This is a genomic window from Janthinobacterium sp. 1_2014MBL_MicDiv, assembly GCF_001865675.1.
In the GTDB taxonomy this organism is placed as follows: domain Bacteria; phylum Pseudomonadota; class Gammaproteobacteria; order Burkholderiales; family Burkholderiaceae_D; genus Janthinobacterium.
This window is the reverse complement of sequence record NZ_CP011319.1, coordinates 2,708,018-2,733,589: the sequence shown is the minus strand read 5'-3', so window position 1 is coordinate 2,733,589 and position 25,572 is coordinate 2,708,018. Positions and strand designations below refer to the sequence as shown.

The window sequence follows — 25,572 nt, the reverse complement described above, 5'->3', positions numbered from 1 at the left end:
GGCCGGCATGACGGAACACCGCACCACCACCGGCCCCAGCGGCGTGGCCTTCCTGCTGCAACTGGAGCGCCGGCTGCGCCTGCTGCACGACACGGGCGCCATCCTCGCCCTGTCGGCGCAGATGCTGGGCCAGCGCCTGGGCGCACAGCAGGTCGCCTGTTTCGACATTGACCAGACCCTGCAATGCCCCACCCTGCAACATGCATGGAGCGATGGCCTGGCGCCGGGCGCCGCCGGCGAATACTTTCTCGGCGACTATGCCGCCGGACTGGCCGACACGCTGTCGGCCGGCCACGCGCTGGCCGTCAGCGACGTTGCCAGCGACCCGCGCACGGCCGCGCCGGCCGCGCTGGCCACGTTCGCGCGGCTGGGCATACGCGCCTTCCTGAACATTCCCATCGCCAAGGATGGCCGGCTGGCGGCCCTGTTCGTCGTCCACAGCCGCGCCGCCCGCATCTGGCGCGCGGACGAGATCGAACTGGCCGTGCAAGTGTCGGAACGGGTCTGGTCGACCATTTTGCGGGCCCAGGCGGAAGAACAGCTGCGCCTGCTCAGTGCCAACATGGAGCAGCAGGTGGCCGAGCGCACGCGCGAATTCGGTCGAACCTGGCGAGTCAGCCCCGACCTGCTGGGCGTGCTCAACCTCGACGGCTATTTCGAGCACTCGAACCCCGCCTGGCAAGCCACGCTGGGCTGGTCGGAAGAGGAAATCCGCACGACGAAGTTCCTGGAACTGATCCACCCTGACGACTTGAAGCGAACCTATGCGGCGTGGGAGGCGGCCAACCAGGGCCAGCCGGCGCTGCGCTTCGAGAACCGCTACCGCCACAAGCACGGCGGCTGGCGCTGGCTGTCGTGGGTGGCCGTGCCCGAGGGCGACAAGGTGTATTGCAGCGCGCGCGACATCAGCGTGGAAAAGAAGCTGGAAGCGGACCTGGCGGCACGCAACAGCGAACGCGAAAGGCTGTGGCGCAGCGCGCACGACCTGATGGTGGCCGTCGATGCCGAATATTGCTTCGCCGCCGTCAACCCGGCCTCGGCCGCCATCCTCGGCTGGCTGCCCGAGGAAATGCTGGGCCGCAGCGTGTTCGATTTCGTGCTGCCCGAGGATGCCGCCGCCACGCGCCGGGCGCTGGCGCAGGTGGCGCAAGTGACGCCGGAAGCCATGCCCAGCTTTGAAAACCGCTACCGCCACCGCGACGGCGGCCACCGCTGGCTGTCCTGGGTGGCCGCGCCCGAAGGCGACCTGGTGTTCGCCACGGGGCGCCACATCACCCTGGAAAAGGAAGCGGAAAGCACCTTGCGCAGCATGCAGGAATCCTTGCGCCACAGCGAGACGGCGCTGCTGCAGTCGCAAAAGCTGGAAGCGCTGGGCAAGCTGACGGGCGGCGTGGCCCACGATTTCAACAATGTGCTGCAAATCATTTCCGGCAACCTGCAGCTGCTGCAGATGACCGTGGGCGACGATCCGCTGGCCGCCAGGCGCATCGCCAGCTCCACGGCCGCCGTGGAACGGGGCGCCAAGCTGTCGGCGCAGTTGCTGGCCTTTGCGCGGCGTCAACCGTTGAAACCGCTGGTGACGGACCTGGCGCACCTGCTGCGCTCGACGGAGGACTTGCTGCGCCGCGCCACGGGCGAGACCATCGACACGCGCTTGCTGCTCGATGAAGGCGCCTGGCGCGCCCTGGTCGACCCGCACCAGCTGGAAAACGTCATCCTCAACCTCGCCATCAATGCGCGCGACGCCATGGAGGGCCAGGGCCAGCTGACCATCGAGCTCAGCAATAGCGTGCTCGACAGCGCCTATGCGGCCCGCCATGCGGACGTGGTGCCCGGCGACTATGTGCAGCTGGCCGTGTCGGACACGGGCACGGGCATTCCGCCCGAGCTGCTGGACAAGATCTTCGAGCCCTTCTTCACTACCAAGCGCGAAGGCGAAGGCACGGGCCTGGGCCTGTCCATGGCGTATGGCTTCCTGCGCCAGAGCGGCGGCCACCTGAAGGTGGACAGCGTGCCCGGCCATGGCAGCACCTTCCGCATCTACCTGCCCCGTTCGCTGGAAGCGGAATCCGAACTGCCGCTGCAGCTCGATGGTCCCGTGCTCGGCGGCAAGGAAACCATCCTCGTCGTGGAAGACGACCTGCAGGTGCAGACGACGGTGGTCGACATGCTGCGCGGCCTCGGCTATTTCGTGCTGCGCGCCAGCGATGGCGAAAGCGCGCTCAACATCATCGGCAGCGGCATCCCCATTGACCTCCTGTTTACGGACGTGGTGATGCCGGGCAAGGTGGCCAGCACGGAGCTGGCACGCCAGGCGCGGCTGCTGCTGCCGGAGCTGGCCGTGCTGTTTACCTCGGGCTACACGCAGGATGCCATCATGCAGGGCGGCCGCCTGGAACCGGGCGTGGAGCTGCTGAGTAAGCCCTACCGGCGCGAAGACCTGGCGCGGCGCATCCGCCATTTGCTGGCCAATGGCCGCCACGTGGCGGGCCTGCAGCAATACCGCGCGCAGCTGGCGCCGCAGCCGGCCGCGCCCGCGCTGCCCGGGGCACGGCCCGGCACGCGTCACATCCTGCTGGTGGAAGACAATGCGGACGCGCGCGCCATGACGGGCGAACTGCTGGCCATGCTCGGGCATGCGGTGCTGGCCGTGGGCACGGCCGAGGAAGCCGTGCCGCTGCTGGGCACGCCTGGACTCGAGTTGCTGCTGACCGACATCAGCCTGCCGCACATGTCGGGCGTCGAACTGGCCGAACTGGTGGCGCGCGAGCATCCGCGGCTGGAAGTGGTGTTTTCCACGGGCCATGCGCCGGCCAATTCCGGCGTGCTGGACCCGGCGGCGCGCTTCCTCGTCAAGCCATTTACCCTCGAACAGCTGCAGCAGGTCTTGCTGCCGCCCGGCAAGACAGGCGCTTAAGTCCCGGGCCGGCGCGCCTTCAGGGCCGCGGCCAGCTCTTCCAGGCTGAACGGCTTGCGCAGGAAACGCGCGCTGGCGTCCTGCATCAGGCTGGCACCCCAGTCGTGGCCGGAAGCGAAGATCACTTCCAGCTGCGGCCAGTGCTCGCGCGCATGGCGCGCCAGTTCCAGGCCCGACATGGTGGGCAGGCTGATGTCGGTGACCAGCACGTCGAGGCCCGGCAAGGCCAGCAGGGGCAAGGCGTCCTCGGCGCTGGCCACACCATACACGGTATGGCCCAGCATGTTGAGCATTTCCGTGCTCATTTCGCGCGCATCGTCATTGTCTTCCACCAGCAGGATGCGTCGTCCGGACGGGTCGGGCGCGCCCACCAGGCGGCGGTCGGCCAGCAGATGGCGCACCGTGCGGGCCAGGTCTTCGCGCCGGTACGGTTTGCTCAGCAGCTCCACGCCCGGGTCCAGCCGGCCGCCCTGCATGATGGCGTTGTGCGTATAGCCCGAGGTAAACAGCACGGCCAGTTCCGGCAGCAGCAGCCGCGCCTGGCGCGCCAGCTCCTTGCTGCCCACGGGACCCGGCATGACCACGTCCGTAAACAGCAGGTCGACGGCGACGCCGCTGCGCAGCAGGGCCAGGGCCGAGGCGCCGTCGTCCGCGTGCAGCACGTCGTAGCCGAGGCCGCGCAACATGTCGACCACCGTGTGCTGCACGGGGGCGTCGTCTTCCACCACGAGGATGGTCTCGCCGCCGCCCAGCACGGGTCCGGCCAGGCCGGGCGGCGGCTCGGCCAGTTTTTCCAGCGATCGCGGCAGATATATCTTGAAGGTCGTGCCCGCTCCCGGCGCACTGTGCACCTTGATGTGGCCCGCGCTCTGGCGGATGAAGCCGTAGGCCATGGAGAGGCCCAGGCCCGTGCCCTCGCCTTCGCGCTTGGTGGTGAAGAACGGCTCGAAGATCTGGTCGATCACGTCGCGCTCCATGCCGTGGCCCGTGTCCGTGATGGTCAGCAAGACATACTGGCCCGCCAGCACGTCCGCATGCAGGCTGGCATAGGCGGCGTCGAGCGTGACATTGCTCAAGGTAAACGTCAGGCGGCCGCCCCCTTCCATCGCGTCGCGTGCGTTGATGGCCATGTTCAGCAGCACGTTTTCCATCTGGTTCGGGTCGACCAGCGTATGCCACAGGCCTTCGCTGATGAAGGTTTCCTCGGTCACCGCCTCGCCCAGCGCGCGGCGTATCAGCTCATGCATGCGGCGCAGCAGGCGTCCGAGGTCCGTCACCAGCGGTTTCAGCGGTTGACGCCGCGCAAAGGCCAGCAATTGCGACGACAGCTTGGCGCCGCGCTCGACGGCCGAGGCGGCGGAATCGAGGCGTTTCGCCGCCTGCGGGTTGTCGGCCACCGTCAGCTTCAGCAGCTGCAGGTTGCCGGAAATAATTTGCAGCACGTTATTGAAATCGTGGGCCACGCCGCCCGTCAGCTTGCCGATCGATTCCAGCTTTTGCGCCTGCAGCAAGGCTTGCTCGCTGCGCACCAGCGCCAGCCGCGCCTCTTTTTCGTCCGTGACGTCGCGGCCGATGGCGTGGATCAGCTTTTGCGCCGGCACGGCCGTCCAGGAAATCCAGCGGTAGCCGCCGTCGCGGCGCCGGTAGCGGTTTTCCATGCGCAGGGTCGGCGCGCCATGGGCCAGGCGCGACAGGTCCTTCAAGGCCGCCATGCGGTCCTCGGGATGCACGAGGCTGATGAAATCCATGCCCAGCGATTCGATTTCCGGCCGGTCCAGGATGCCCGTCCAGGCGGGATTGACGGCGATGATCATGCCGCTCATGTCGGCCACCAGCATGATATCGGTCGACAGCCGCCACATGCGGTCGCGGTCGGCCGTACGGTTGGCCATCTCCACTTCCAGCGAGGAATTCAGGTAGGCCATCTTTTCCAGCACGTTCTTCTGTTCCTGCACGTCCGTGTTGGTGCCCACCCAGCGCAGCACCTTGCCGGCCTCGTCGAACAGGGGCAAGGCGCGCGCCAGGAACCAGCGGTACTGGCCATCGCTGGCGCGGCGCATGCGGAACTCGTATTCATAGGCGCTGGACGTGCTGACGGCCCGCTCCCAGCTTTGCTGCGTGGCCTGCATATCGTCCGGGTGCACGCAGTAGCGAAAGCCGCTGGCCACGAGCGACTTCATGGACTGGCCCGTGTAGGCGCAGACCTGTTCGTTGACCCAGTAGGTGGCGCCGTTGCCGTGCGCCAGCCAGGCCTGGTTGGGCATGGTCGAAGCCAGCGAACGGAACTGTGCTTCGCTGTCGAGCAAGGCGTTGCGCGCTTGCCAGTGCTCTTCGATATCCTCGCACGAGCCATACCATTTCAAGGGATTGCCCCGCTCATCCTGCCGGCAAAAGGCGCGTGTGTGCATCCAGCGGTACTGGCCGTCCTGCCGGCGCACGCGCATTTCCGCCTCGAACGGCTGGCCGCTGCCCACCGCTTCGCTCCATGCCGCCAGGGAATGGGGTACATCCTCGGGATGCAGGGCCTCGAGCCAGCTCGTGCCCAGGCCGCTGCCCCCCGTCCATTCGCGCCAGCGCTGCGCCACATAGTCGAGCTTGCCGTCGATGTCGGCCGTCCACAGCACCTGGGTGTTGAGCTCGATGGCGTAGTGAAAGTGTTCGCGGCTGTCGTGCAGCTGCCGTTCCAGCTGGCTACGTTCGATCACATGCGAGGCGACGCGGGCGGCCAGCGCCAGCAGCTCGATCTCGGGCTGGGTCGGGTGACAAGGCGCCTGGAACAGCAAGCCCAGCACGCCCAGGATATGTCCGCTGGCGCCAAACACGGGAGCGACCCAGCAGGCACGATAGCCATGCAGCACCGCTTCCTTGCGCCCGGCGCTCCATTGCAAGTCGCGCGTGATGTCGCCGCAGTATGCGGGCGCGCCGGAAAAGGCGGCCGTGCTGAACGGCGATGGCTGTTCGCCGCCGTGGCGCAAGGCCAGGCACAGGTCCTGCGGCAGGCTGGGCGCGGCCAGGCCGCAAAAACGGTCGGTCTCGTCGATGAGGACGAGGCAGGCGTGCATGGCTTCGTCGGACTGCGACTCCAGCGCCAGCAGCAAATGTTCCAAAGCATGGGCCAGGTCGACACCGGCGGCGATGCTTCCCAGCGCGCGATGCTCGGCGTCCAGCAATGTGATGATGTTGTTTGCGTGCACCGTGTCGATAAGCGGGTAACTGATGCCCGAAATATACCATGGGGCAACGCTTCCCATAGGAGAAAACCGCATCTCCGGGAGTGATGAGGGCGCCAGCCTATGCTAGAGTGTTGCTCTTCTCTCAAGCGTAATCGCACATGACCATGTCCCTGCCGCCCTCCCTGATCGCCACCGCCCTGCTCGCCGCCAGCCACGGCGCCGTCGCCGCTCCCATGAGCCTGGACGATTACCTGGCCCTGCATGGCCCCGCGCCCACGACACGGATCGCCTATGGCGCGGCGCCGTCGCAGTACGCGCAGCTGTTCCGGCCCGAAGGCAGCGGACCGTTTCCCGTCGTCGTGCTCGTGCATGGCGGCTGCTGGACGGTGGCGTTCGGCGGCATCACGCAGATGCGCAACGTGGCCGGCGCCCTCGTGGCGCAGGGCATCGCCGTGTGGAATGTCGAGTACCGGCGCGTGGACGAGGCAGGCGGCGGCTATCCCGGCACCTACGAAGACATGCACGCGGCGCTCGACAGCCTGCAACAGCATGCGCTCGAGTACCAGCTCGACACAGGCCGCATCGTGGCCATGGGCCATTCGGCGGGCGGGCAGCTGGTGCAATGGATCGCCGGGCGTGAAAAACTGCCGCGTACCAGCCCCCTGTACCGCGACAAGTTCTTGCCAGTAAAAAATATCCTGAGCCTCGGCGGCCTGGCCGACCTGCGCCACGAGAAAGACTTGATCAAGAGCAGCTGCGAGCGCGATATGGTGCAACTGGCGGGCAGCGCCAGCAATGATCGTCCCGACATCTACAGCGACACCAACGCGGCCGACCTGATGCCCAACGGCAGCCGCACCGTGCTGGCCACGGGCGAACTCGACACCATCTCGCCGCCCCGCGTCGCGCACGACTATGCGGCCAAGGCGAAGCTGGCCGGCGACCATGCGGAAGTACTGATACTGCCCGGCGCCAGCCACTACGACGAAATCGCCGCGACGTCGCCCGCGTGGCGGATGATCTTGCCGGTGATCAAACAGATGCTGGGGATGGCAGCACAATGAAACACGCCATCGCCTGTGCCATGCTTGCCGCCTGCTCCGTCATGGCGTTCGCCGCCGACACCACGTCACTGGAAAGCGGCTTGCTGCATGCCTTGCAACTCAAGAAGGGCACGACCGAGCGCACGGGCACGTCCGGCCAGGCCATCGAGGCCTATATGCGGGCTGGCCTGGTCGGCAAGAAGCCCAACCAGCGCGCCGACTACACCGACTACTACCTCTTGAATACACCGGCCCCCTTCCTGGGCCATGAACTGGTGCTGATCGAAGAGGAATACATCACGCAATACATCGGCTGCTGCGTCAGCCCCGGTGCGGGAGTCACGGTGAAGGTGCATGGCAGTACCAGGAACCTGGAACAGTTTGCCCGCGCCAACCGCTGCACCCTGAGCGATCATGTTGATCTGGCGCATGAACTGCGTGAGGTGGCGATCAGGAACAAGGTCCCCAAGGGGCACTATGCATCCCTGAGCTGCCGCGAGCGCGATGCCAAGCGGGATGATGATTCATGACCGGTCCCCGCGTGGCCAGTCTGTCCGTGCAGATAGCGCCGCCTGGCGCGGGTCAGTACGGAGCAGCCGTGGGGCATTGCGTCTGTCTCTGGGGAAACGGTGTTCAAGGTGCTGGATGCGCAAATCATTCATGAAAATCAATGAACAAACCATGTTGAACGCTGTCGAGGCTGCCCTGCTGGATGATGACGGCTCCTGCCGGGACATCAACTTTGCGGAATGTATCTCGACGTCTGGTGCTATCGGCGTCCTCCATGTTCTGGCTGCTTACTGGCAGCTAAGGCAGGCGAAAACCTACAGCGGCGAAGACATTCCATACGCGGCATTGGCCCGCGTCCTGGAACAGCGCACCGGCGCACTGTCGACGCTATGGGACGATGGCAGCAATCCCAAGCACATTCAGGCGTTCTTCTACTGGGACGCCGCAGGGAGCATATTCTGCGAACTTACCTTCTTCCCGCAAGACTTTGATCGCACCCATTTTTCACTCGATGAATTTTTGCGGATGTTAAGCAAACTGGTCAGTGCCGCCCACAGCAAGGAATACTATGTGCGATTCTGGCTCGCGACGTGCTGGACAGGTCGCTCGATGCCAACCAGGGCTGCGCCCTGATAGCAACCATCGCAGGAAAGCTTGGACATCCTCCATCGCTGGAAGACTTCACGGTGCTGGCGCACGAACAAACAGGGCACCAGTGTTTTGGCATTGCGGCGGAGGATTGTGTCGACGAGATTTTCTCGGCCTGCCACAGCTTGCTGGAGGCTGGCATAGCCAAAACTGACGCTTAGAGGCGGGTGTTGAATTGTTCAATCTTTGGCAGTGAGGAAAAATATGCAAGTCATGCGGATAGTGGCAAATTTCCCGGCGCCGGATTTGGGACTGGCCCGGACTTTTTACCAGGAAGTGCTGGGTCTCAGCCTGTTAATGGATCACGGCTGGATCAGGACATATGGTTTGCAGACCGAGATGAGCGTTCAGGTGAGCTTCGCGACGGAAGGCGGCTCGAACACTGCCGTGCCCGACCTTTCCATTGAAGTCGATGACGTCGATACGGCACTGGCACGCATGTCTGCGGCAGGCTTTCCCATTGAATATGGCCCAGTCGATGAACCTTGGGGCGTAAGGCGCTTTTTCGTGCGCGACCCTTTCGGCAAGCTCATCAATATTCTGTCGCACACATAGGCGCGGCGGCGACCTGCCCGCGTTCATGTCGGTGCTTGCCGGCGAACGCCAAACGGGCAGACAGGAGCAAGCCGGGCAGGCTCCCGCTGCCAAGCCCGGCACTTCGGACCCAGCGTACCGGAAAAATGGCCATGGCCGTTTTCTCAGGCCCGCGACTCCGGCCCGCTTTTAACGAAACCGCGCCAGATCACTGCACGCGTGCCAGGTACTGCGCCAGCTGGCCGAACGTGGCCTTGAAGCCCTCCGTCATCGACTCATGCCCTTCCACAAAAGTCCGATGCTGCTCATCCGTCGCCTTGTGCGGCGTCGAGCGCAGGGTCATCGTCGTCTTGCCGTTTTCTTCGGTCAGCGTCATGGTATTGAACGATTCCAGCGGCCACGTGGCGCTGACGGGGTGCTGCACGGCATTGCCCTGCTTGTCGGCGAACGACAGGATCGACACGATTCTTTCCGGCGCGTCGATAGCCTGGTAAGTGAACTTGCCCCACATCTCGTAACCATTGTCGGCGCGCATGCCGTAATGAAAAATGCCGCCCGGCCGCAGGTCGAGCGCCAGCACGCTCAATTCGAAGCCCACCGGGCCCCACCACTGGGCCAGGCGGTCCGGCTCCACCCACGACTGAAACACCAGCTCGCGCGGCGCGTCGAAAGTTTGCGTGATGACAAAGTCGCTGCCGTCACGGTGCTGTCCTTCCTGTTTCTGTTCTGCGGTCGTCATGCTGTCTCCTGAAGGTGATGGACTGGCACTAATGTAACAGCGGCGTGGAAAAACAGAAAGGCCTGCACGCGGCGCACATCTGCATGCTAAAATATTAGTTCGATACCTAACTATTAGACGACTTACTTTATGATTTCTATCGAAGAGCGTTTCTCCGCCGCGCTCCACAAGACGGCGCGCGGCTGGCGCCATGCGATCGACCGGCGCCTGAAAGACCTGGACCTGGGACAGGCGAGCTGGATGGCCATCGCCATGATCGCCAAGTCGCCGCAGCCGCCGTCGCAAAGCGAGCTGGCGCACCAGCTGGGGGTGGAAAACCCCACCATGGTGTCGATGCTGGACCGGCTCGTGAAATCGGGCTTCGTGCAGCGCCAGCCATCGGAAACGGACCGCAGGGTGAAACTCGTCGTGCTGACCGACGCGGGCATGCAGGTGTACGACACGGTGCGCAAGGAAGCGGATGGCTTCCGCAAGGAACTGTTGCAAGGCATTGACCCAGAACAATTGCGGGCCGCCACCGAACTGCTGGAAGCCTTGCAGGCGTCCACGGAGAAATCCGCATGAGTTCGGCCACTGCCGCGTCCTCCGTACCGGCTGCGCAAGATCCCACGCTGAACCGGCGCATGATCACGATTTCCATCATGCTCGCCACCATCATCCAGGCGCTCGACGGCACCATCGCCAACGTCGCCCTGCCCCACATGCAGGGCAGCCTGTCCGCCTCGCAAGACCAGATCACCTGGGTACTGACGTCGTTCATCGTCGCCGCCGCCATCGCCACGCCCCTGACGGGCTGGCTGTGCGACCGTTTCGGCCAGAAAAACACCTTCCTCGTCTCCGTGGCCGGCTTCACGCTCGCTTCCGTGCTGTGCGGACTGTCGGGCACCCTGTCCGAGATCGTCGCCGCCCGTCTGCTGCAGGGAGTATTCGGCGCGGCCCTCGTGCCGCTGTCGCAGGCGGTCTTGCTCGACATCAATCCGCGCGAAAAGCACGGCTCGGCCATGGCCATCTGGGGCATGGGCGTGATGATAGGCCCCATCCTGGGACCGACCCTGGGCGGCTGGCTGACGGACAGCTACAGCTGGCGCTGGGTCTTCTTCATCAATATCCCGATCGGCGCCATGGCCTTCTATGGCATCTGGCGCTACATCCCCAAGGACCCGCCGAACCGCCGCATGAATTTCGACATGTTCGGCTTCGCCACCCTGAGCCTGTCCATCGGCGCCTTGCAGATGCTGCTGGACCGTGGCGAGCAGAACGACTGGTTTTCCTCGACGGAAACGTGGATCGAAGCCATCGTGCTGGCCATGAGCTTGTGCTATTTCATCGCCCATACGGCCCTGCGCCCGGCCGGCAAGTCCTTCCTCGATTACCGCCTGTTAAAGAACTCGAACTATGTGAGCGGCCTGCTGTTCATCTTCATCGTCGGCCTGGTGCTGTTCGCCACCCGCGCGCTGACGCCGTCGATGCTGCAAGGCTTGATGAACTACCCGGCGGCCATTGCCGGCCTGGTGACGGCGCCAAGCGGCCTGGGCACGATGATGGCCATGCTGATCGTCGGCAAGCTCACGGGCAGAATCGACACGCGCATCCTGCTGGGCGTGGGTTTTTCCATCACGGCGTTCTCGCTGTGGCAGATGGCCAATTTCACGCTGGACCTCGTGCCGAAGACCGTCGTGTGGAACGGCATCATCCAGGGCATCGGCCTGGGCCTCGTCTTCGTGCCCCTGAGCGCGGCCACGTTTGCCACGCTGTCGCCGCAGATGCGGGCGGAAGGCACGGCCATCTATAGCCTGGTGCGCAATATCGGCAGCAGCATCGGCATCGCCCTCGTGCAAACCTTGTTGGTGCGCAATACGCAGATTGCCCATGCGTCCCTGACGGAACACATCAATATCGCCAACCCCGCCCTGCACGACCCCGGCATCGCGCAAGTCTTCGACCTGGGCACGGGCACCGGCATGGCGGCGCTGAATGGCGAAATCACGCGGCAGGCGTCGATGATCGCCTACCTCGACGATTTCTGGCTGATGATGTGGCTGACCATCCTCGTGCTGCCGCTCCTGCTCCTGATCAAACCACCGAAGAAGAATGCGCCGGTCGTGGTCGACCACGCGGCCATGGAATAACCCTCATGCACACACCTATGAAACTCTCCCTCGGCATACTGGCCCTCAGCGTATCGCTGGCCCTGGCCGGCTGCGCCAGCATCCCGCCCGACGCGCAACGGCTGCCGCAGCAAGACCTGGCCACCATCCAGCTGGCTGCCGACATCCACCTAGCCAGCGAAGGCTGGCCCGCGGCCCAGTGGTGGCGCCAGTTCCGCGACCCGCAGCTGGATCAGCTGGTCGAGCAGGCGCTGGCCGCCAGCCCGGGCCTGGACGTGGCGCATGCCCGCATCGGCTCGGCCCTGTCCGCCTTCGACGCCCGGCATGCGGAGCGCGGCCCCCGCGTGGATGTGAACGCCGCCGCCAACCGCCAGCGCTATTCAGGCAACGGCCTGATGCCCGCCCCCATCGGCGGCAATTACTACAATGAAGCGACGGTGGGCGTGCAAGCCCATTACGACCTCGACTGGTGGGGCCGGCACAGGGCGCAGATCGCGGCCGCCCTGGGCGAAGTCAACGCGCGCCGCGCCGAGTATGCGATGGCCGAGCAGATGCTGGCGGCCGAAATCGCCAAACATTATTTCAGCATGCAAAACGGCTGGGCCCGCATGGACAACCTGCATGCGCTGGTGACATTGCAGCAGCAACTGGTGGCGGACAAGGAAAAGCGCATCGCCAACGGCCTCGGCGTCAGCGACGACCATTTGTCCGCGCAAACGCGGCTGAGCCTGCTGCAACAGCAGATCGCCATGCTGGAAACGCAGGTCGTCACGGAGCGCGAAGCCTTGCGCGCGCTGCTGGGCGCGGATGGCATGGCCCTGGCCAGCCTGCAGCCGAAGGAGGCACAGGCGCTGCCGCACGCCCTGCCCGGCAAGCTGGGCATGGAATTGCTGGCGCGCCGGCCCGACTTGCAGGCGGCGCGCTGGCGCGTGCAAGCGTCGCTGAGCGGCATCGAGGCGGCCGAGGCCGCGTTTTACCCCGATATCGACCTCGGCGCCTCGTTCGGCCTCGATGCCATCAAGCTGGGCAAGCTGCTCGAGTCCGGCAGCCGCACCCTGTTCATCGGCCCGGCGTTATCGCTGCCCCTGTTCGACAGCGGCCGCCTGCAGGCGCAACTTGCCGGCGCGCGCAGCGAGCGCGATGAACTGATCGCCGACTACAACCAGAACGTCTACAACGTCGTGCGCGACGTGGCGCAGGCCGGCGCCAGGGTGCAGGGCGTGGAAAACCAGCTGCGCCTGCAGCAGGAAAACCTGCGCGCCAGCGAAGCGCAGCTGCGCAATGCGAATGCGCGCCTGAAACAAGGACTGGCCGACCGCGCCACCCAGCTCAGCGCGGAAATGACCGTGCGCGGCCAGGTGGACCTGGGCATGCAGCTGCAAAACCAGCGCCAGAACGCGGAAATCGGCCTGACCGTGGCCCTGGGCGGCGGCTACCGGGGCAGCAGCGACTTTTCCGCCAATGCCACCGCCCAACAATAACCATCGATTACGGAACACATCATGAGCAGCGATACCACAGCAACAAGCACCCCAACCGAACAACCGGGCAAGCGCAAGGCCGTACTGATGGCCATCACGGCCGCGTTTGTCGTGGCCGGCGTAGCCTGGGCCGCCTACTATCAACTGGTGCTGGCCAAGGAAGAAGTCACGGACAACGCCTATGTGGGCGGCAACCTGGTCACCCTGTCCGCCCAGGTAACGGGCAATGTCGATGAAATCCGCGCCGACGAGACGCAGATGGTGACAGCGGGCGCGCCGCTCATCACCCTGAACGGCATCGATGCGGAGCTGGCCCTGCGCCAGGCCGAGGCGCGACTGGGCAACGTCGTGCGCCAGGAACGCGAACGGTATTCCAGCGTGGCGCAGTACGACGCCGTCATCGGGCAGCGCCGCCTGGCCCTGGCCACGGCGCAGGGCAATCTGGCGCGCCGCGCGCCGCTGGCCGCGGACCAGACGATTTCCGGCGAAGACCTGGCCCACGCGAAACAGGCCGTCGACGATGCGAACGCGGCCCTGGTGGTGGCGCAGCGCCAGGCCGAGTCCGCCAAGTCGGGCGTGGCCGGCGTGAACCTGTCCAGCCATCCGGCCGTGCTGTCGGCCAGGGGCGACGTGGTGCAGGCGTGGCTGGCCGTGCGCCGCAACGCCGTGCTCGCACCCGTCTCCGGCTACGTGGCCAAGCGCAGCGTGCAGCTGGGCTCGCACGTGACGCCGGGCACGCCCTTGATGTCCATCGTGCCGCTCGATCAATTATGGGTCGACGCCAACTTCAAGGAGTCCGAATTGCGCAATATCCGCGTCGGCCAGGCGGCCACCATCGAAACGGACTTGTATGGCAGCAAGGTGGTGTATCACGGCAAGGTGCTGGGCATGTCGGCCGGCACGGGCAGCGCGTTTTCGCTGCTGCCGGCGCAAAACGCCACGGGCAACTGGATCAAGGTGGTGCAGCGCGTGCCCGTGCGCATCGCGCTGGACCCGAAGGAACTGGCGGCCCACCCGCTGCGCATCGGCCTGTCCACCACCGTGACGGTCGACACCAGCCATGGCGAAGGAGCGACCCTGGACCAGCCGATGGTGGCGTCGACCGTCTACACGACCAAAGCGCTGCGCCAGCCGGTGGCCGAGGCGGAAAAGATCGCCGATACGATTATTGCGCAGAATCTTCTGAATTGATGGGTAGGTCGGATCAGGCCGCAGGCCGTCATCCGACAACATCGTTGGCGTTGCCGGTGGTGGCGTCGGATGACGCGCTTGCGCGCTAATCCGACCTACCCGCTACCCGCCTCTATTTGGTTTTGCCCGCCGCCGCCACCTGGTCGAGGATATGCTTGGGCACGGCCGCATAGTGCTTGAATTCCATCGTGTAAGTGGCGCGGCCCTGGGTCAGCGAACGCAGGGTGGTGGAATAGCCGAACATCTCGGCCAGCGGCACGAGGGCCTTGACGATGCGCCCCGCGCCGCCGGGAATGTCGTCGACGCCCTGTACCATGCCGCGCCGGGCCGTCAAGTCGCCCATGACGTTGCCCATGAACTCTTCCGGCGTTTCCGCCTCCACCTGCATCATCGGTTCCAGCAGCACGGGAGCGGCCTTGCGCATGCCATCCTTGAAGGCGATGGAGCCGGCCATGCGGAAGGCATTCTCATTCGAATCGACGTCGTGGTAGGAGCCGAAGGTCAAGGTGGCCTTCACGTCGACCACGGGATAGCCGGCCAGCACGCCCGATTTCAGGGTTTCGGCGATGCCCTTGTCGACGGCGGGAATGAATTCGCGCGGCACCACGCCGCCCTTGATGGCGTCGACGAACTGGTAGCCCGTGCCGGGTTCGAGCGGCTCGAGTTTCAGCACCACGTGGCCGTACTGGCCCCGTCCGCCCGACTGCTTGACGAACTTGCCTTCCACATCTTCCACCGTGCGCGTGATGGTTTCGCGGTAGGCCACCTGCGGCTTGCCCACATTCGCTTCGACGCCGAATTCGCGGCGCATGCGGTCGACCAGAATTTCCAGGTGCAGCTCGCCCATGCCCGACATGATGGTCTGGCCCGACTCCTCGTCCGTGTGCACCTTGAACGACGGGTCTTCCTGCGCCAGGCGGTTCAGGGCGATGCCCATCTTTTCCTGGTCGGGCTTGGTCTTCGGCTCGACGGCCTGCGAAATCACGGGTTCCGGGAAGATCATCTTTTCCAGCACGATGATGTGGTCGATGGCGCACAGGGTGTCACCCGTGGTGACGGCCTTCAGGCCCACGGCGGCGGCGATGTCGCCCGCATACACTTCCTTGATTTCCTTGCGCTCGTTCGCATGCATCTGCAGGATGCGCCCCAGCCGCTCGCGCGCGCTCTTGGTGGGGTTGTAGACCATGTCCCCCGAGTTCACCACGCCCGAATACACGCGGAAGAACGTCAGCTGGCCCACGAACGGGTCCGTCATGATCTTGAAGGCCAGCGCGGAAAAGTGCTCGTCGTCCGTCGGATGGCGCTCCACCTCGTTGTCGTGCTCGTCATGGCCCATGATGGGCGGCACTTCCATCGGCGACGGCAGGTATTCGATGACGGCATCGAGCATGGCCTGCACGCCCTTGTTTTTAAACGCGCTGCCGCACAGCATGGGCACGATTTCATTGCGGATGGTGCGCGCCCGCAAGGCCTGCTTCAGCTCGGCCTCGGTAAAGGTGTCGCCGTTCAGGTAGCGTTCCGTCATCTCGGAGCTGGCTTCGGCCGCATGCTCGACCAGGTGCTCGTGCCACTCCTGCGCCTGCGCCTGCAATTCGGCGGGAATCTCGCCATAACTGAACTGCACGCCCTGGCTGGCGTCATCCCAGGTGATGGCGCGCATTTTCAGGAGGTCGATCACGCCCGTGAAATGCTCTTCGGCGCCGATCGGCAGCTGGATGGGCACGGCCACGCCTTTCAGGCGCGCGCCGATCTGCTGGCGCACGCGCAGGAAGTCCGCGCCGACCCGGTCCATCTTGTTGATGAAGGCGATGCGCGGCACGTGGTATTTGTTGGCCTGGCGCCAGACGGTCTCGGACTGCGGCTGCACGCCGCCGACGGCGTCGTAGACCATCACGGCGCCGTCGAGCACCCGCATCGAGCGCTCGACCTCGATCGTGAAATCCACGTGGCCCGGCGTATCGATGATGTTGATCCGGTGCTCGGGGAAATTGCCGGCCATGCCTTTCCAGAAGGCCGTGGTGGCGGCCGAGGTGATGGTGATGCCGCGTTCCTGCTCCTGTTCCATCCAGTCCATGGTGGCGGCGCCATTGTGCACTTCGCCTATCTTGTGATTCACCCCCGTATAAAACAGGATGCGCTCGGTGGTGGTGGTCTTGCCGGCGTCGATATGGGCGCTGATGCCAATGTTGCGGTAGCGCTCGATAGGTGTTTTGCGGGTCATCACAATCTCCATGGCTAGCCCCGGCACGCCAGGGTTTGCGCCGGTCTTCCAGTGTAGCAGACATCGATTTTGGCGGCACGGCAGCGGGCCGTTTACCATGCACACAACACTGTCCGCCGCGCGCACGTCAGGCGCACCGGGGCTAATTGCGGATTCAGCTATACTTTCATAAGTACTAAATCAACAAAGATTAATCAGTATCAATATGCATGGCATCCTGCCATGCAAGGCGACGCCGCCGGCATGCAGCCCAGGTGCGCACCGAACGACATGCCCCACACAGCCTATGACTATTCAACTAAGAAAAATAATTCTCTCTTCCCTGCTGGCGTCGCCTGCGCTATCCATGGCCGGCGAACTGGAGCAGCAAATGCAGCGTTGCGCCGTGCTCGGTGACGCCAGCGCCCGCCTGGGATGCTTCGACACCCTGGCCAAGGCGGCGGAAAAAGCCACCATCGCGGCCGGCGGCGATCCGGCGACGGCGGCCGTGACCCTGGCGGCTGCCGCCGAGGTCGCGCCCCTCACGCTCATCAGCCCGCCTGGCGTCGCCACGCCGGAAGCCGTCAACGCCGCCATTCCCGCCATCGCCCAGGCTGGCGCGGCGCCGCCGGAAACGCCGATTTCGCGCACCCAGCAATCGTGGGAATTGAACGAGGCGTCGAAGCGCGGCCTGTTCAACTTCCGCCCCCACCGCGACACGTATCTGTTGCTGGCCAATTACAGCAACGCTTCCAATGACGAACCGTTCCAGGATTTCACGCCGGGCGGCATCAAGAGCCAGCATGTGGAGCTGACTTTCCAGCTGAGCTTTAAGATGAAAATGCTGGAAGACATCGCCGGCACGCCGATCGACATGTGGTTCGGCTACACGCAGCAAAGCTTCTGGCAGGCGTACAACCGCAAGGCCTCGAGCCCGTTCCGCGAGACGAACTATCAGCCAGAACTGATGCTGGTCATGCCGATCAACAAGAATCTGGCCGGCCTGGAATTCAATTACCTGAACTTCGGCCTGGTGCACCAGTCAAACGGCCAGACCTCGACCCTGTCGCGCAGCTGGAACCGCGTATATGCCGAGCTGGGTATGGAAAAAGACAATCTGGCCATCACGGCGCGCGTGTGGCACCGCCTCGACAATAGCGCGAACGACAATGATAATATCGACATCATCGATTACATGGGACATGGCGATTTACGCTTGAGCTATCGCAACAAGGGTCATGAATACGCCGTCACGGCCCGCCGCAATTTCAGCAAGAAGCATGGCTCCATGCAGGCCAGCTGGGCTTTCCCGCTGAAAGCCAACCTGAAAGGCTATCTGCAGCTGTTCTCCGGCTATGGCCAGAGCTTGATCGACTACAACTATTCGCAAAAGTCGATCGGCGCCGGTTTCATGGTCGACCTGTAAGAGTACTGTCCGACAAATACAAAATGGCGCCGGGGGCGCCATTTTTTTATGGGGAGGAGCGCTTCAGCGCCGTCCGCCGCCCAGCACGCGGGCCGGCAGCATGACGATGGCGCGCAGCAGCTCGAACACGCCCTCGACGCCGATGCCGATCAGGCGGAACGGCAGCAGCAGCAGCCAGGCCAGCGGATACAGCACGAGCGCCAGCAAGGCCAGGGGCCAGCACAGCATCAGCAGCAGCAGCCACAGCACAAAACCCAGCATGTCGTTCCCCTTGAATGAAATGTGCGGAGCAAGCTGTGCTTGCCCCGCTACCGTGACGCCACTATATAAAAGCGCCGGCATGGCGGCAACGGCAATGCGATGAACGGCACAATGGCACGATGAACGGGACGAAAGCGGGAATGAACGGCGGCTGGCGGCGTGTTTATTGGCCGACGCAAATCACCTTGGTGACGTACTCGTGCGCGTTCGGTTTCTTGCTGGTGGCCCATTTGATGGCCTGGTTGGCGTCCTCGATGGTCATGACGGTCGCCTTGTCCTTCGACTTGATGAAGGACACGCCTTCAAACACGCCTTCCTTGCTGCGCATCACCTTGGCAAACACGGGCGGCTTGGTCTCGCCGTCGCTGATTTTGTTCTGTTGCACGAGGTAACGCTGATCGATCTGTTCCATGATAGTAAAGCTGTCCGGTGGGTAAAGGACGAAATATACCCTGAATGGACGAACGCCGCAGGACGAAATGCCTGCGGCGTTAGCAAAAGGTGCGTCAAAACGCCTGAAACAACCGTCGCGAGCGGTAGCGGGTTGTGGCCGAGAAGCGCAGCTGTGCCAGGGCACAGCGAGCATCGCAGGCCGCACATCGCGACGTGCAGCAGCTTAGGCCGGCGTTCAGGCGTAGACGGCGTTCTGCACGACAGGCTGCAGGTTGACGTCGTAGATGACCTGCGCGCGGATCGACGCTTCCAGCGAAGGGATCGAGCCGCCGGCGCGGTACTGGAAGCTCACCTGCAGCACGTCGCCCGCCTTCACGGCGACCGGCATGGCCAGCGGCAAACACATGTAGTGATTCAGCCAGTCGATGGTGGTGGAACGCTCGGGCACGACGGCCAGGATGTTCTTGGTGACGAAACGCAAGGCGTTCAGGGTGCCGCTGCGCTCGACGACGAACTTGCCGTCGAAGCCGAACACGCTGTCCGTCGGCTGGCTGAAGTCGATGATGCTGTAGACGGATGGCGGCGCCAGTTCCTGCACGCCAGGATGGATGGCCGTGGTTTCCTGGAATTGCACGATGGGCGCGTAAAAGCCTTCGAAATCGTATTCCTGCTGCATCGGCTGCACGGCCATGATGACGGCCTCGGGCAGGAAGATGGGCAGCGGGCCGCCGAAACGGGCCAGGTAGCGGCGCTTGAACGATTCGATCACTTCCACCTGCTTTTCGCGCAGCATGCCCACATGGATCATTTCACAGATGACCACGTCGACGGGCTCGGGCGGCAGGTATTCGAAGGCGTCCGCATGCACGACCTCGACTTTTTCGCCATTCGGGTTGAGCGCCAGCATCTTGCGCGCTTCCTTGACCATGTCCGGATTGAACTCCACACACCACACCTTGTCGGCGCGGGCCGCCGCAAACCACGACAGCACGCCCGTGCCGCCACCCAGCTCCAGCACCTTCATGCCGGGTTTTACCGCGTAATCGATCGCCGACTTGAACCCGTGCATGCGGTTCTGGTCCATCAACATATTGTGGTGGTAATGGACGGGGATAAATTGCCCCAGGTAACAACTCTCGATTTCTCGTTCATTCAGCATGTCTGTCCTCTTGGAGTCTGGCTCCGATGGCCGGTCGGTTTTGTCATTCCAGAAAGCAGTGATATCGCACGGGCTGCGCGCGGGGCGGCGGCAGTACAGCCGGCGCCTGGCCTTGATGTGATTACCCATGCGAAAGATCTCCTGATTAATGCGACACAATCATTATCGTTAATCAGGGAGATGAACAAAGGGCTGAGGTGAGAGGCAATTCCATGCCAGTTTGAGCGCTGGCATGGAAAACATTGCAGGAATGATACTGGAACGATTACTTGCGGCTGGCGCGCGCCTGCAGCTGGCGTTCGATGATGGCCACCACGCCCGGCTTGTCGCCGGCCTGGGCGAACTGGATGGCCGTCCAGCCATGGTCGCTCTTGAGTTGCGCATCGGCGCCCCAGGACAGCAGCAGCTTGACGGCGCCCTCCTGGCCTTCGCGGGCGGCAAACATCAGCGGCGTGATGTTGGCGGGCGCGCGCGCATCGACGACGGCGTCGCGGTCCAGCAAAATCTTCATGATGGGCAGGTCGCCGGCCGAGGCCGCGTAATGCAGCGCCGTCCAGCCGCTCTGGTTGACCTTGGCGCCCTTGGCCAGCAAGGCTTCCACGGCCGCCTGCTTGTGCTTGTAGGCGGCCATCATCAGGGCCGTGTTGCCATTCGCCGAGCGGGCTTCCAGGTCGATGCCGGGCGCGGCCAGCAAGACCTCGAAGACCTTGTCCGCATCGTCGCGCAGGGCCAGCACGAGGGGAACGTCGCCGCGCTGCGCGTCGGGCAGGTTGGGATTCATGCCGTCGGCCAGCATGCTGCGCACGCCGCTGTCATTGTTGACGGAGACGGCGCGGGAGAAGGCTTCCGGTTCCGGCGCCGCCTGGCTGGCCCCGGCCCAGCACAATAGCGCCGCCAGCGCGAGTTTTCGCATCATAATCAACCTTAATAAGTTATGGCAACTGATTGAATAACTTGAAGAAATTATCCGTCGTCTGCTGCGCCACCTGGGCCAGCGGCATGCCTTTCAGGGTCGACAGGTATTCCGCCACGTGGGCCACGTAGCCCGGTTCGTTCATGCGGCCGCGGAAGGGCACGGGCGCCAGGTAAGGTGAATCCGTCTCGATGAGGATGCGCTCGAGCGGCACTTCCAGCGCCACGGCTTGCAAGTCCTTGGCGCTCTTGAAGGTGACGATGCCGGAAAACGAAATATAGAAACCCATGTCGATGGCGGCGCGCGCCACTTCCAGGGATTCAGTAAAGCAATGCATGACGCCGGCCACGCCGCCGTCGGCCACGCCGGCGCCCTCTTCGCGCATGATGCGTATGGTGTCTTCACTGGCCGCTCTTGTGTGAATAATCAAGGGCTTGCGCGTGATTCTTGAAGCTTTGATGTGGGTCCTGAAACGCTCGCGCTGCCACTCGAGGTCGCCAGTCAGGCGGAAATAGTCGAGGCCCGTCTCGCCGATGGCGATGATCTTCGGATGGTCGGCCAGCCGCACCAGGTCGTCCACGGACGGCTCCGGCGTATCCTCGTAGTCGGGATGCACGCCGACGGAGGCAAAAATATGCGGATACTGCTCGGCCAGGGCCAGCACTTGCGGAAAGTCCGGCAAGTCGACGGACACGCACAAGGCGTGCGTGACCTTGTTCTCGGCCATCTTGGCAAGAATCTCGGGCATGCGAGCAGCCAGCTCGGGGAAATTGATATGGCAATGGGAATCGATATACATAGGCGAGATTGTACCGGAGCGGGAGGAAACTGGCAGCGGCCAGGGGCGCGCCAGCAAGGCGCCATGGCCGGCGCCGCGGTCTTCAGCTTTTCTTTAACAATGCGGCAACACCATGCGGTAGTATTGTGCGATGACAAACCACCTCCTCGCCCCCGTCCTTGCCGCCGCGCTCGCCGCCGCCGGCGCTCCCGTCCATGCCCAGCTTGCGCCTGCGCCAGCAGCTGCCGCGCCCGATGCGGCCCCACCCATCGCCTGCGAGACGGGCGTTTACCGCAAGGATGAGACGGCCTTCGTCGCCCTCACGAAAGGAGGCAAAGGCTATGCCTACACCTTCAGCGACGGCACGGTCGGCAATACACTGGATGCGGCCGCCCTCGTCGCCTGCGAAAAGGACGGCGTGCGGGTGCGGGCAACGCAGACCTGGCCGAAAGTGGCGATCGCCGAGTCGAACACGCGCTTCGCCTCGCATGGCGTGATGCTGGCCGGACGGCTGATGGAGCCGCCTGGCGCGGGCAGGCAGACGCCGCTCGTCGTGTATGCGCATGGTTCCGAAGGCAGCGGCTGGATCGACCGCGCGCGCGACCCGTACCAGATGGTCGGGCGCGGCGTCTCCGTCTTCGTCTACGACAAGCGCGGCGCGGGGCTGTCGGAAGGGGAATATACGCAGAACTTCCCGCGCCTGGCCGATGACCTGGTGGCGGCATCGGGCGAAGCGAAGCGGCTGGCGCAAGGCCGCTACGGCCGTTTCGGCTTGCTGGGCGTAAGCCAGGGCGGCTGGATCGCCCCGCTGGCGGCGCAGCGCGCGAAGGCGGAGTTTCTCGGCATCGGCTACGGCCTGGCCGTCGACATCACGGAACAGGACGCGGCCCAGGTCGGCAAGGAATTGCGCGAGCGCGGCTATGGCGACGAGATCGTCGCGCTGGGCCGCGCGGCAAGCGACATCACGGCCAGGATCGTCAAGTCGTCGTACAAGGACGGGCTCGACGAGCTGGCGGCGTTCCAGCAGCGCCATGCGAAAGAAGCGTGGTTTGCCGTTATCAAGGGCGGCTATACGGGCGTGCTGCTGGGCATACCGGCCGAGGAACTGCGCCGGCATGGCGTGCCGCAATTCGACAAGCTCGATATCGACTGGTCGGTGCAGCCCATGCAGGTATTGAGCGGCGTCAAGGTGCCGCAGCTGTGGGCATTCGCGGCGGAAGACCGGCAGGCGCCGATTGCACAGACGCTCGAGCGCCTCACGCAGTTGCGCCGGCAAGGCCACGATATCGCCGTCTACCTGTTCCCGCTGACGGGCCACGGCATGTGGCATTACACCGAGGCGGCCGACGGCACGCGCAAGTCGACGCGCATCGCTGCCGGGTTTTACGACCTGATGGCGGACTGGGCCAGGGGCAAGCTGCAGGGACAGTACGGCGCGGCCACCCCGGACCGCGTGGCCGCTGCAAGCGCTGGCGCCAGCCGCTAAGCGTCAATCGCGCTGGTGACGCCCGACATAGCGGGCGCGCGGCCGTATCAGCGTGGCCGCCGTGGCCTGCTCGGCCGCATGCGCGATCCAGCCGGCCGCGCGGGCCAGGGCAAACAGCGTGCTGCCTGCCGCCACGGGCCAGTCGAAAGCCAGTTCCAGCACGGCCAGCGCCAGGTCGGCATTCGGGCGGGCGTCGAGCACCTGGCCCGCCGCCTCGCACGCGGACAGGATGGCGGCCAGCCGCGGCCGCTCTTGCGCCAGGGGTGCCAGACGCGCGAGCACATACGCCGCGCGCGGATCGCCATGCGCATACAGCGGATGGCCAAAGCCGGCCAGTTCCGGCGCGATGCTCCGGTAATAGCTGGCGATAAATTCCTCGGGCTGTGTCGCGGCCAGCGCGCCGGCCAGCATGCGCCTGGCCGCGGCGCTGCCGCCGCCATGCCGGTCGCCGGACAAGGCGCCCAGGCCAGCCGCGAGCGCCGCCGCCAGGCTGGCGCCCGTCGAGGCGACGCAGCGCACGGCAAACGTCGACGCATTCAATTCATGGTCGGCCAGCAGCACCAGGACGGCGCGTATCCATTCGGCCTGGGCCGCATCAACGCCCCACGCCAGGGCCACTTGCCGGTGCAGCGGCAAGGCGCTTGGCGCCGCCTTCAGCAGGATGGCGGCCAGCAGACGCATCAGCATCGGGCCAGACTGCAGCATGGCCTGCGGCTGCGGGCCGGGCGCCGGCAGGCATTGCGCCAGCAGCGGCAGCGTGGCCATGGCGCGCGCCAGCGGCGCCGCGTCCGGCGCCAGGGCCAGGGCGCGCTCGAACAGGCCTTCGGGCAGCACGGGGGCGCCCGCCATGAAATAGTCGACCTGGCCATCGTCCCACAGCAGGCAGGCCACAGCTTCGAGCGTTGCATGGCCGGCCAGCGCCGCCGCATCGCAGCCCCGGTACAGCAGTTGATCATCGGCAATATGGGAAATCTGCGTCTCCAGCACGGGCACGCCCCAGTGCATGGCCGCCACCGCCGTCTGTCCGCCGCGCCGGGCGTCGCCCTTGCGGGCAGCCAGGCGCAGCACGTCCTCATGCGGATAGCGCTTGCGGCGCGCCGGCCCGCTGGCGCTGGATGCGAGCAAGCCACGGCTGACGTAGGAATACAGGGTGGGCAGGCTGACGCCGAGGATGCGCGCCGCCTCGGACGCGGACAGGTCTTTGTTCATGGCCGCCATTGTAGCGTTGATGGCTGCATGGTCGATTCCGCGAATCAAGATTGACCGGCCCGGCCTTCCGTCTCTAGACTCATGTCTTTCAATCGCGAGCCGGCCGCGTGCCGCCACAACATTCATGAGTCCCTACACCATCCGCACCCTGCGCCTGGACGACGCGCCGCAACTGCTGGCCTTCGAGCTGGACAACCGCGCCTGGTTCGAACGCCACATCGATCCGCGGCCCGACGGGTTTTACAGCGCGGACGGCGTGCTGGCCCACATCCGGCACTTCCTGGCAGGCCATGCGGGCGGCAGCTTGCACCCGTGCGTCATCCTCGACGAGCACGGACAGCTGGCCGGACGCGCCAACCTCAAGGATATCGACCGGCAGGCGCAGACGGCCGAAGTCGGCTACCGCGTCGGCCAGCAGCATGCGGGACAGGGCCTGGCCACGGCCGCCCTGCGCCACCTGATCGGCCTGGCCCGTGAAGAATGGCGGCTGGCGCGGCTCTACGCCTGCGCCATCGATGGCAATGCGGCATCGATCCGCGTGCTGGAACGCTGCGGTTTCACGCGGGGGAATGGGATTGCGGATATCGCCATTGTGCATGGTGTCGTGGTCGACGGCCACCAGTTTTCGCTGGACCTGGAACCGGGCAGCACCTAAGAACGCACCGCGCGCCGCATTCCAGACGCCGGCATTGCCATGGCGACGCCAGCCCTGCGGCCATGGACGCGTCTAGACGTGGATTTCCTCGATCTCGCCTTCGTCCTCCACGGGCAGCACGCGCCTGAAGGTATGCCAGTTTTCGTCGCAGTGAAACGGCCGCGCCGCACTGGTGTACATGTCATCGCTGTAAATCCCTGCGCCCAGGCGCCAGCCGATCACATGGCCGGCGTACATGCCGTTCGCCAGGTGGCTGACGACGTCGGCCCGGGTAATCCAGTCGACGGAGCGGCCAAACACCGTGACGCCGGCGCATGCCGCGTCGATTGCGAGGGCATCGGGCGCGGCGAACCTGGCGCGCGCACTGCGAAACTCGCGCAGTACCTGTCCCTGATTAAAGTGTGCGTTGATTTCGGTATCGCCGAGGCCTTTGCTGTCCCGGTAGTCGTCCGCGTTCTGGTCGGCATAGCTCAGGTCGTGGGCATGGGTCAGCTCGTGCGCGATCACGCAGGCTTGTTGCGGCAGCGATAATTGCGCGAAATTGGGCGTCAGGTGGATGGTGAGGGCATCCACGGTTCTGCCATATGCCCCATTCAAGTCATGGGAAATGATGGCGCGCACGTTGGCCGTGCGGATGCTGTGCAGGAGCTGTTGCCCGGTCGGCAGGGTCAGCAGGGCGTCGCGGGCAGTGGTGTATCCATCTGGAACGTGCAGCATGGTGCATCCTTTCAGTGACGACGACACGGAT

Annotated in this window: 22 protein-coding genes; 12 read left to right on the top strand and 10 right to left on the bottom strand. The window is 64.7% G+C overall.

Annotation, left to right across the window (positions count from 1 at the left end):
* Positions 1-7 precede the first annotated feature (7 nt).
* Positions 8-2,917 (top strand): hybrid sensor histidine kinase/response regulator, encoded by a 2,910-nt coding sequence (locus YQ44_RS11945; RefSeq protein ID WP_071323574.1) that lies wholly within the window; start codon positions 8-10, stop codon positions 2,915-2,917.
* Here the strand turns inward: YQ44_RS11945 and YQ44_RS11940 are convergent.
* Positions 2,914-6,168 (bottom strand): PAS domain-containing protein, encoded by a 3,255-nt coding sequence (locus YQ44_RS11940; RefSeq protein ID WP_232251264.1) that lies wholly within the window; start codon positions 6,166-6,168, stop codon positions 2,914-2,916. The two genes, YQ44_RS11945 and YQ44_RS11940, sit on opposite strands and share 4 nt — an antisense overlap.
* A gap of 80 nt (positions 6,169-6,248) precedes the next feature.
* Here YQ44_RS11940 and YQ44_RS11935 point away from each other — a divergent pair, with 80 nt between their 5' ends.
* From YQ44_RS11935 to YQ44_RS11920, 4 genes are all read left to right on the top strand, one after another.
* Entirely contained in the window at positions 6,249-7,154 is a 906-nt protein-coding gene (locus YQ44_RS11935) for an alpha/beta hydrolase (protein WP_071323573.1), read from the top strand.
* Positions 7,151-7,663: a hypothetical protein gene (locus tag YQ44_RS11930; protein ID WP_071323572.1), complete on the top strand. Its 513-nt coding sequence runs from the start codon at positions 7,151-7,153 to the stop codon at positions 7,661-7,663. Before YQ44_RS11935 ends, YQ44_RS11930 begins: the two co-directional genes overlap by 4 nt.
* 130 nt (positions 7,664-7,793) lie before the next feature.
* Complete coding sequence (locus YQ44_RS11925; RefSeq protein WP_156894801.1) at positions 7,794-8,276, top strand: hypothetical protein; 483 nt, start codon at positions 7,794-7,796, stop codon at positions 8,274-8,276.
* A gap of 219 nt (positions 8,277-8,495) precedes the next feature.
* Positions 8,496-8,846 (top strand): VOC family protein, encoded by a 351-nt coding sequence (locus tag YQ44_RS11920; RefSeq protein WP_071323570.1) that lies wholly within the window; start codon positions 8,496-8,498, stop codon positions 8,844-8,846.
* Positions 8,847-9,033: 187 nt separating this feature from the next.
* Here YQ44_RS11920 and YQ44_RS11915 read toward each other — a convergent pair whose 3' ends face one another.
* Entirely contained in the window at positions 9,034-9,564 is a 531-nt protein-coding gene (locus YQ44_RS11915; RefSeq protein WP_071323569.1) for an SRPBCC family protein, read from the bottom strand.
* Between the two features lie 129 nt (positions 9,565-9,693).
* Between YQ44_RS11915 and YQ44_RS11910 the strand changes: the two genes are divergently transcribed.
* From YQ44_RS11910 to YQ44_RS11895, 4 genes are read left to right on the top strand one after another with little or no spacing between them, the layout of a single operon-like run.
* Positions 9,694-10,128 (top strand): MarR family winged helix-turn-helix transcriptional regulator, encoded by a 435-nt coding sequence (locus tag YQ44_RS11910; RefSeq protein ID WP_071323568.1) that lies wholly within the window; start codon positions 9,694-9,696, stop codon positions 10,126-10,128.
* Positions 10,125-11,693: a DHA2 family efflux MFS transporter permease subunit gene (locus tag YQ44_RS11905; protein ID WP_071323567.1), complete on the top strand. Its 1,569-nt coding sequence runs from the start codon at positions 10,125-10,127 to the stop codon at positions 11,691-11,693. Before YQ44_RS11910 ends, YQ44_RS11905 begins: the two co-directional genes overlap by 4 nt.
* A 17-nt stretch (positions 11,694-11,710) precedes the next feature.
* Positions 11,711-13,153, top strand: a complete 1,443-nt coding sequence (locus YQ44_RS11900) for an efflux transporter outer membrane subunit (RefSeq protein WP_232251263.1) — start codon at positions 11,711-11,713, stop codon at positions 13,151-13,153.
* 21 nt (positions 13,154-13,174) lie between these two features.
* A complete protein-coding gene (locus YQ44_RS11895; protein ID WP_071323565.1) occupies positions 13,175-14,344 on the top strand; it encodes an HlyD family secretion protein in 1,170 nt (389 codons plus the stop codon).
* A 112-nt stretch (positions 14,345-14,456) separates the two neighbouring features.
* Here YQ44_RS11895 and fusA read toward each other — a convergent pair whose 3' ends face one another.
* Positions 14,457-16,565 carry an elongation factor G gene (fusA, locus tag YQ44_RS11890; RefSeq protein WP_071323564.1) on the bottom strand — a complete coding sequence of 703 codons (2,109 nt, stop codon included), beginning with the start codon at positions 16,563-16,565 and terminating at the stop codon, positions 14,457-14,459.
* A gap of 346 nt (positions 16,566-16,911) precedes the next feature.
* On the opposite strand from fusA, the gene YQ44_RS11885 reads away from it, so the two are divergent.
* Positions 16,912-17,970, top strand: a complete 1,059-nt coding sequence (locus YQ44_RS11885) for a phospholipase A (RefSeq protein WP_083411784.1) — start codon at positions 16,912-16,914, stop codon at positions 17,968-17,970.
* Positions 17,971-18,033: 63 nt separating this feature from the next.
* Here YQ44_RS11885 and YQ44_RS11880 read toward each other — a convergent pair whose 3' ends face one another.
* The 5 genes from YQ44_RS11880 to YQ44_RS11860 form a co-directional block, all read right to left on the bottom strand.
* Positions 18,034-18,231, bottom strand: a complete 198-nt coding sequence (locus YQ44_RS11880; RefSeq protein WP_071323562.1) for a hypothetical protein — start codon at positions 18,229-18,231, stop codon at positions 18,034-18,036.
* A gap of 163 nt (positions 18,232-18,394) precedes the next feature.
* Positions 18,395-18,643 (bottom strand): hypothetical protein, encoded by a 249-nt coding sequence (locus YQ44_RS11875; protein WP_071323561.1) that lies wholly within the window; start codon positions 18,641-18,643, stop codon positions 18,395-18,397.
* A gap of 216 nt (positions 18,644-18,859) precedes the next feature.
* Positions 18,860-19,783 carry a methyltransferase domain-containing protein gene (locus tag YQ44_RS11870; RefSeq protein ID WP_071323560.1) on the bottom strand — a complete coding sequence of 308 codons (924 nt, stop codon included), beginning with the start codon at positions 19,781-19,783 and terminating at the stop codon, positions 18,860-18,862.
* A gap of 265 nt (positions 19,784-20,048) precedes the next feature.
* Positions 20,049-20,699 carry an ankyrin repeat domain-containing protein gene (locus YQ44_RS11865; protein WP_071323559.1) on the bottom strand — a complete coding sequence of 217 codons (651 nt, stop codon included), beginning with the start codon at positions 20,697-20,699 and terminating at the stop codon, positions 20,049-20,051.
* Positions 20,700-20,715: 16 nt separating this feature from the next.
* Positions 20,716-21,495, bottom strand: a complete 780-nt coding sequence (locus YQ44_RS11860) for a TatD family hydrolase (RefSeq protein ID WP_071323558.1) — start codon at positions 21,493-21,495, stop codon at positions 20,716-20,718.
* Positions 21,496-21,625: 130 nt separating this feature from the next.
* Between YQ44_RS11860 and YQ44_RS11855 the strand changes: the two genes are divergently transcribed.
* The gene (locus tag YQ44_RS11855) at positions 21,626-22,960 is read left to right on the top strand and encodes an alpha/beta hydrolase family protein (RefSeq protein WP_071323557.1); all 1,335 of its coding nucleotides are present in this window, start codon (positions 21,626-21,628) and stop codon (positions 22,958-22,960) included.
* A 3-nt stretch (positions 22,961-22,963) separates the two neighbouring features.
* Here the strand turns inward: YQ44_RS11855 and YQ44_RS11850 are convergent, their stop codons facing one another.
* Positions 22,964-24,169: a citrate synthase gene (locus YQ44_RS11850; protein ID WP_071326427.1), complete on the bottom strand. Its 1,206-nt coding sequence runs from the start codon at positions 24,167-24,169 to the stop codon at positions 22,964-22,966.
* Between the two features lie 124 nt (positions 24,170-24,293).
* Here YQ44_RS11850 and YQ44_RS11845 point away from each other — a divergent pair, with 124 nt between their 5' ends.
* On the top strand, positions 24,294-24,824 hold the full coding sequence (locus YQ44_RS11845; protein ID WP_071323556.1) for a GNAT family N-acetyltransferase: 531 nt from the start codon (positions 24,294-24,296) through the stop codon (positions 24,822-24,824).
* A 72-nt stretch (positions 24,825-24,896) separates the two neighbouring features.
* Here YQ44_RS11845 and YQ44_RS11840 read toward each other — a convergent pair whose 3' ends face one another.
* Positions 24,897-25,541 (bottom strand): hypothetical protein, encoded by a 645-nt coding sequence (locus tag YQ44_RS11840; protein ID WP_071323555.1) that lies wholly within the window; start codon positions 25,539-25,541, stop codon positions 24,897-24,899.
* Between the last annotated feature and the right edge of the window lie 31 nt (positions 25,542-25,572).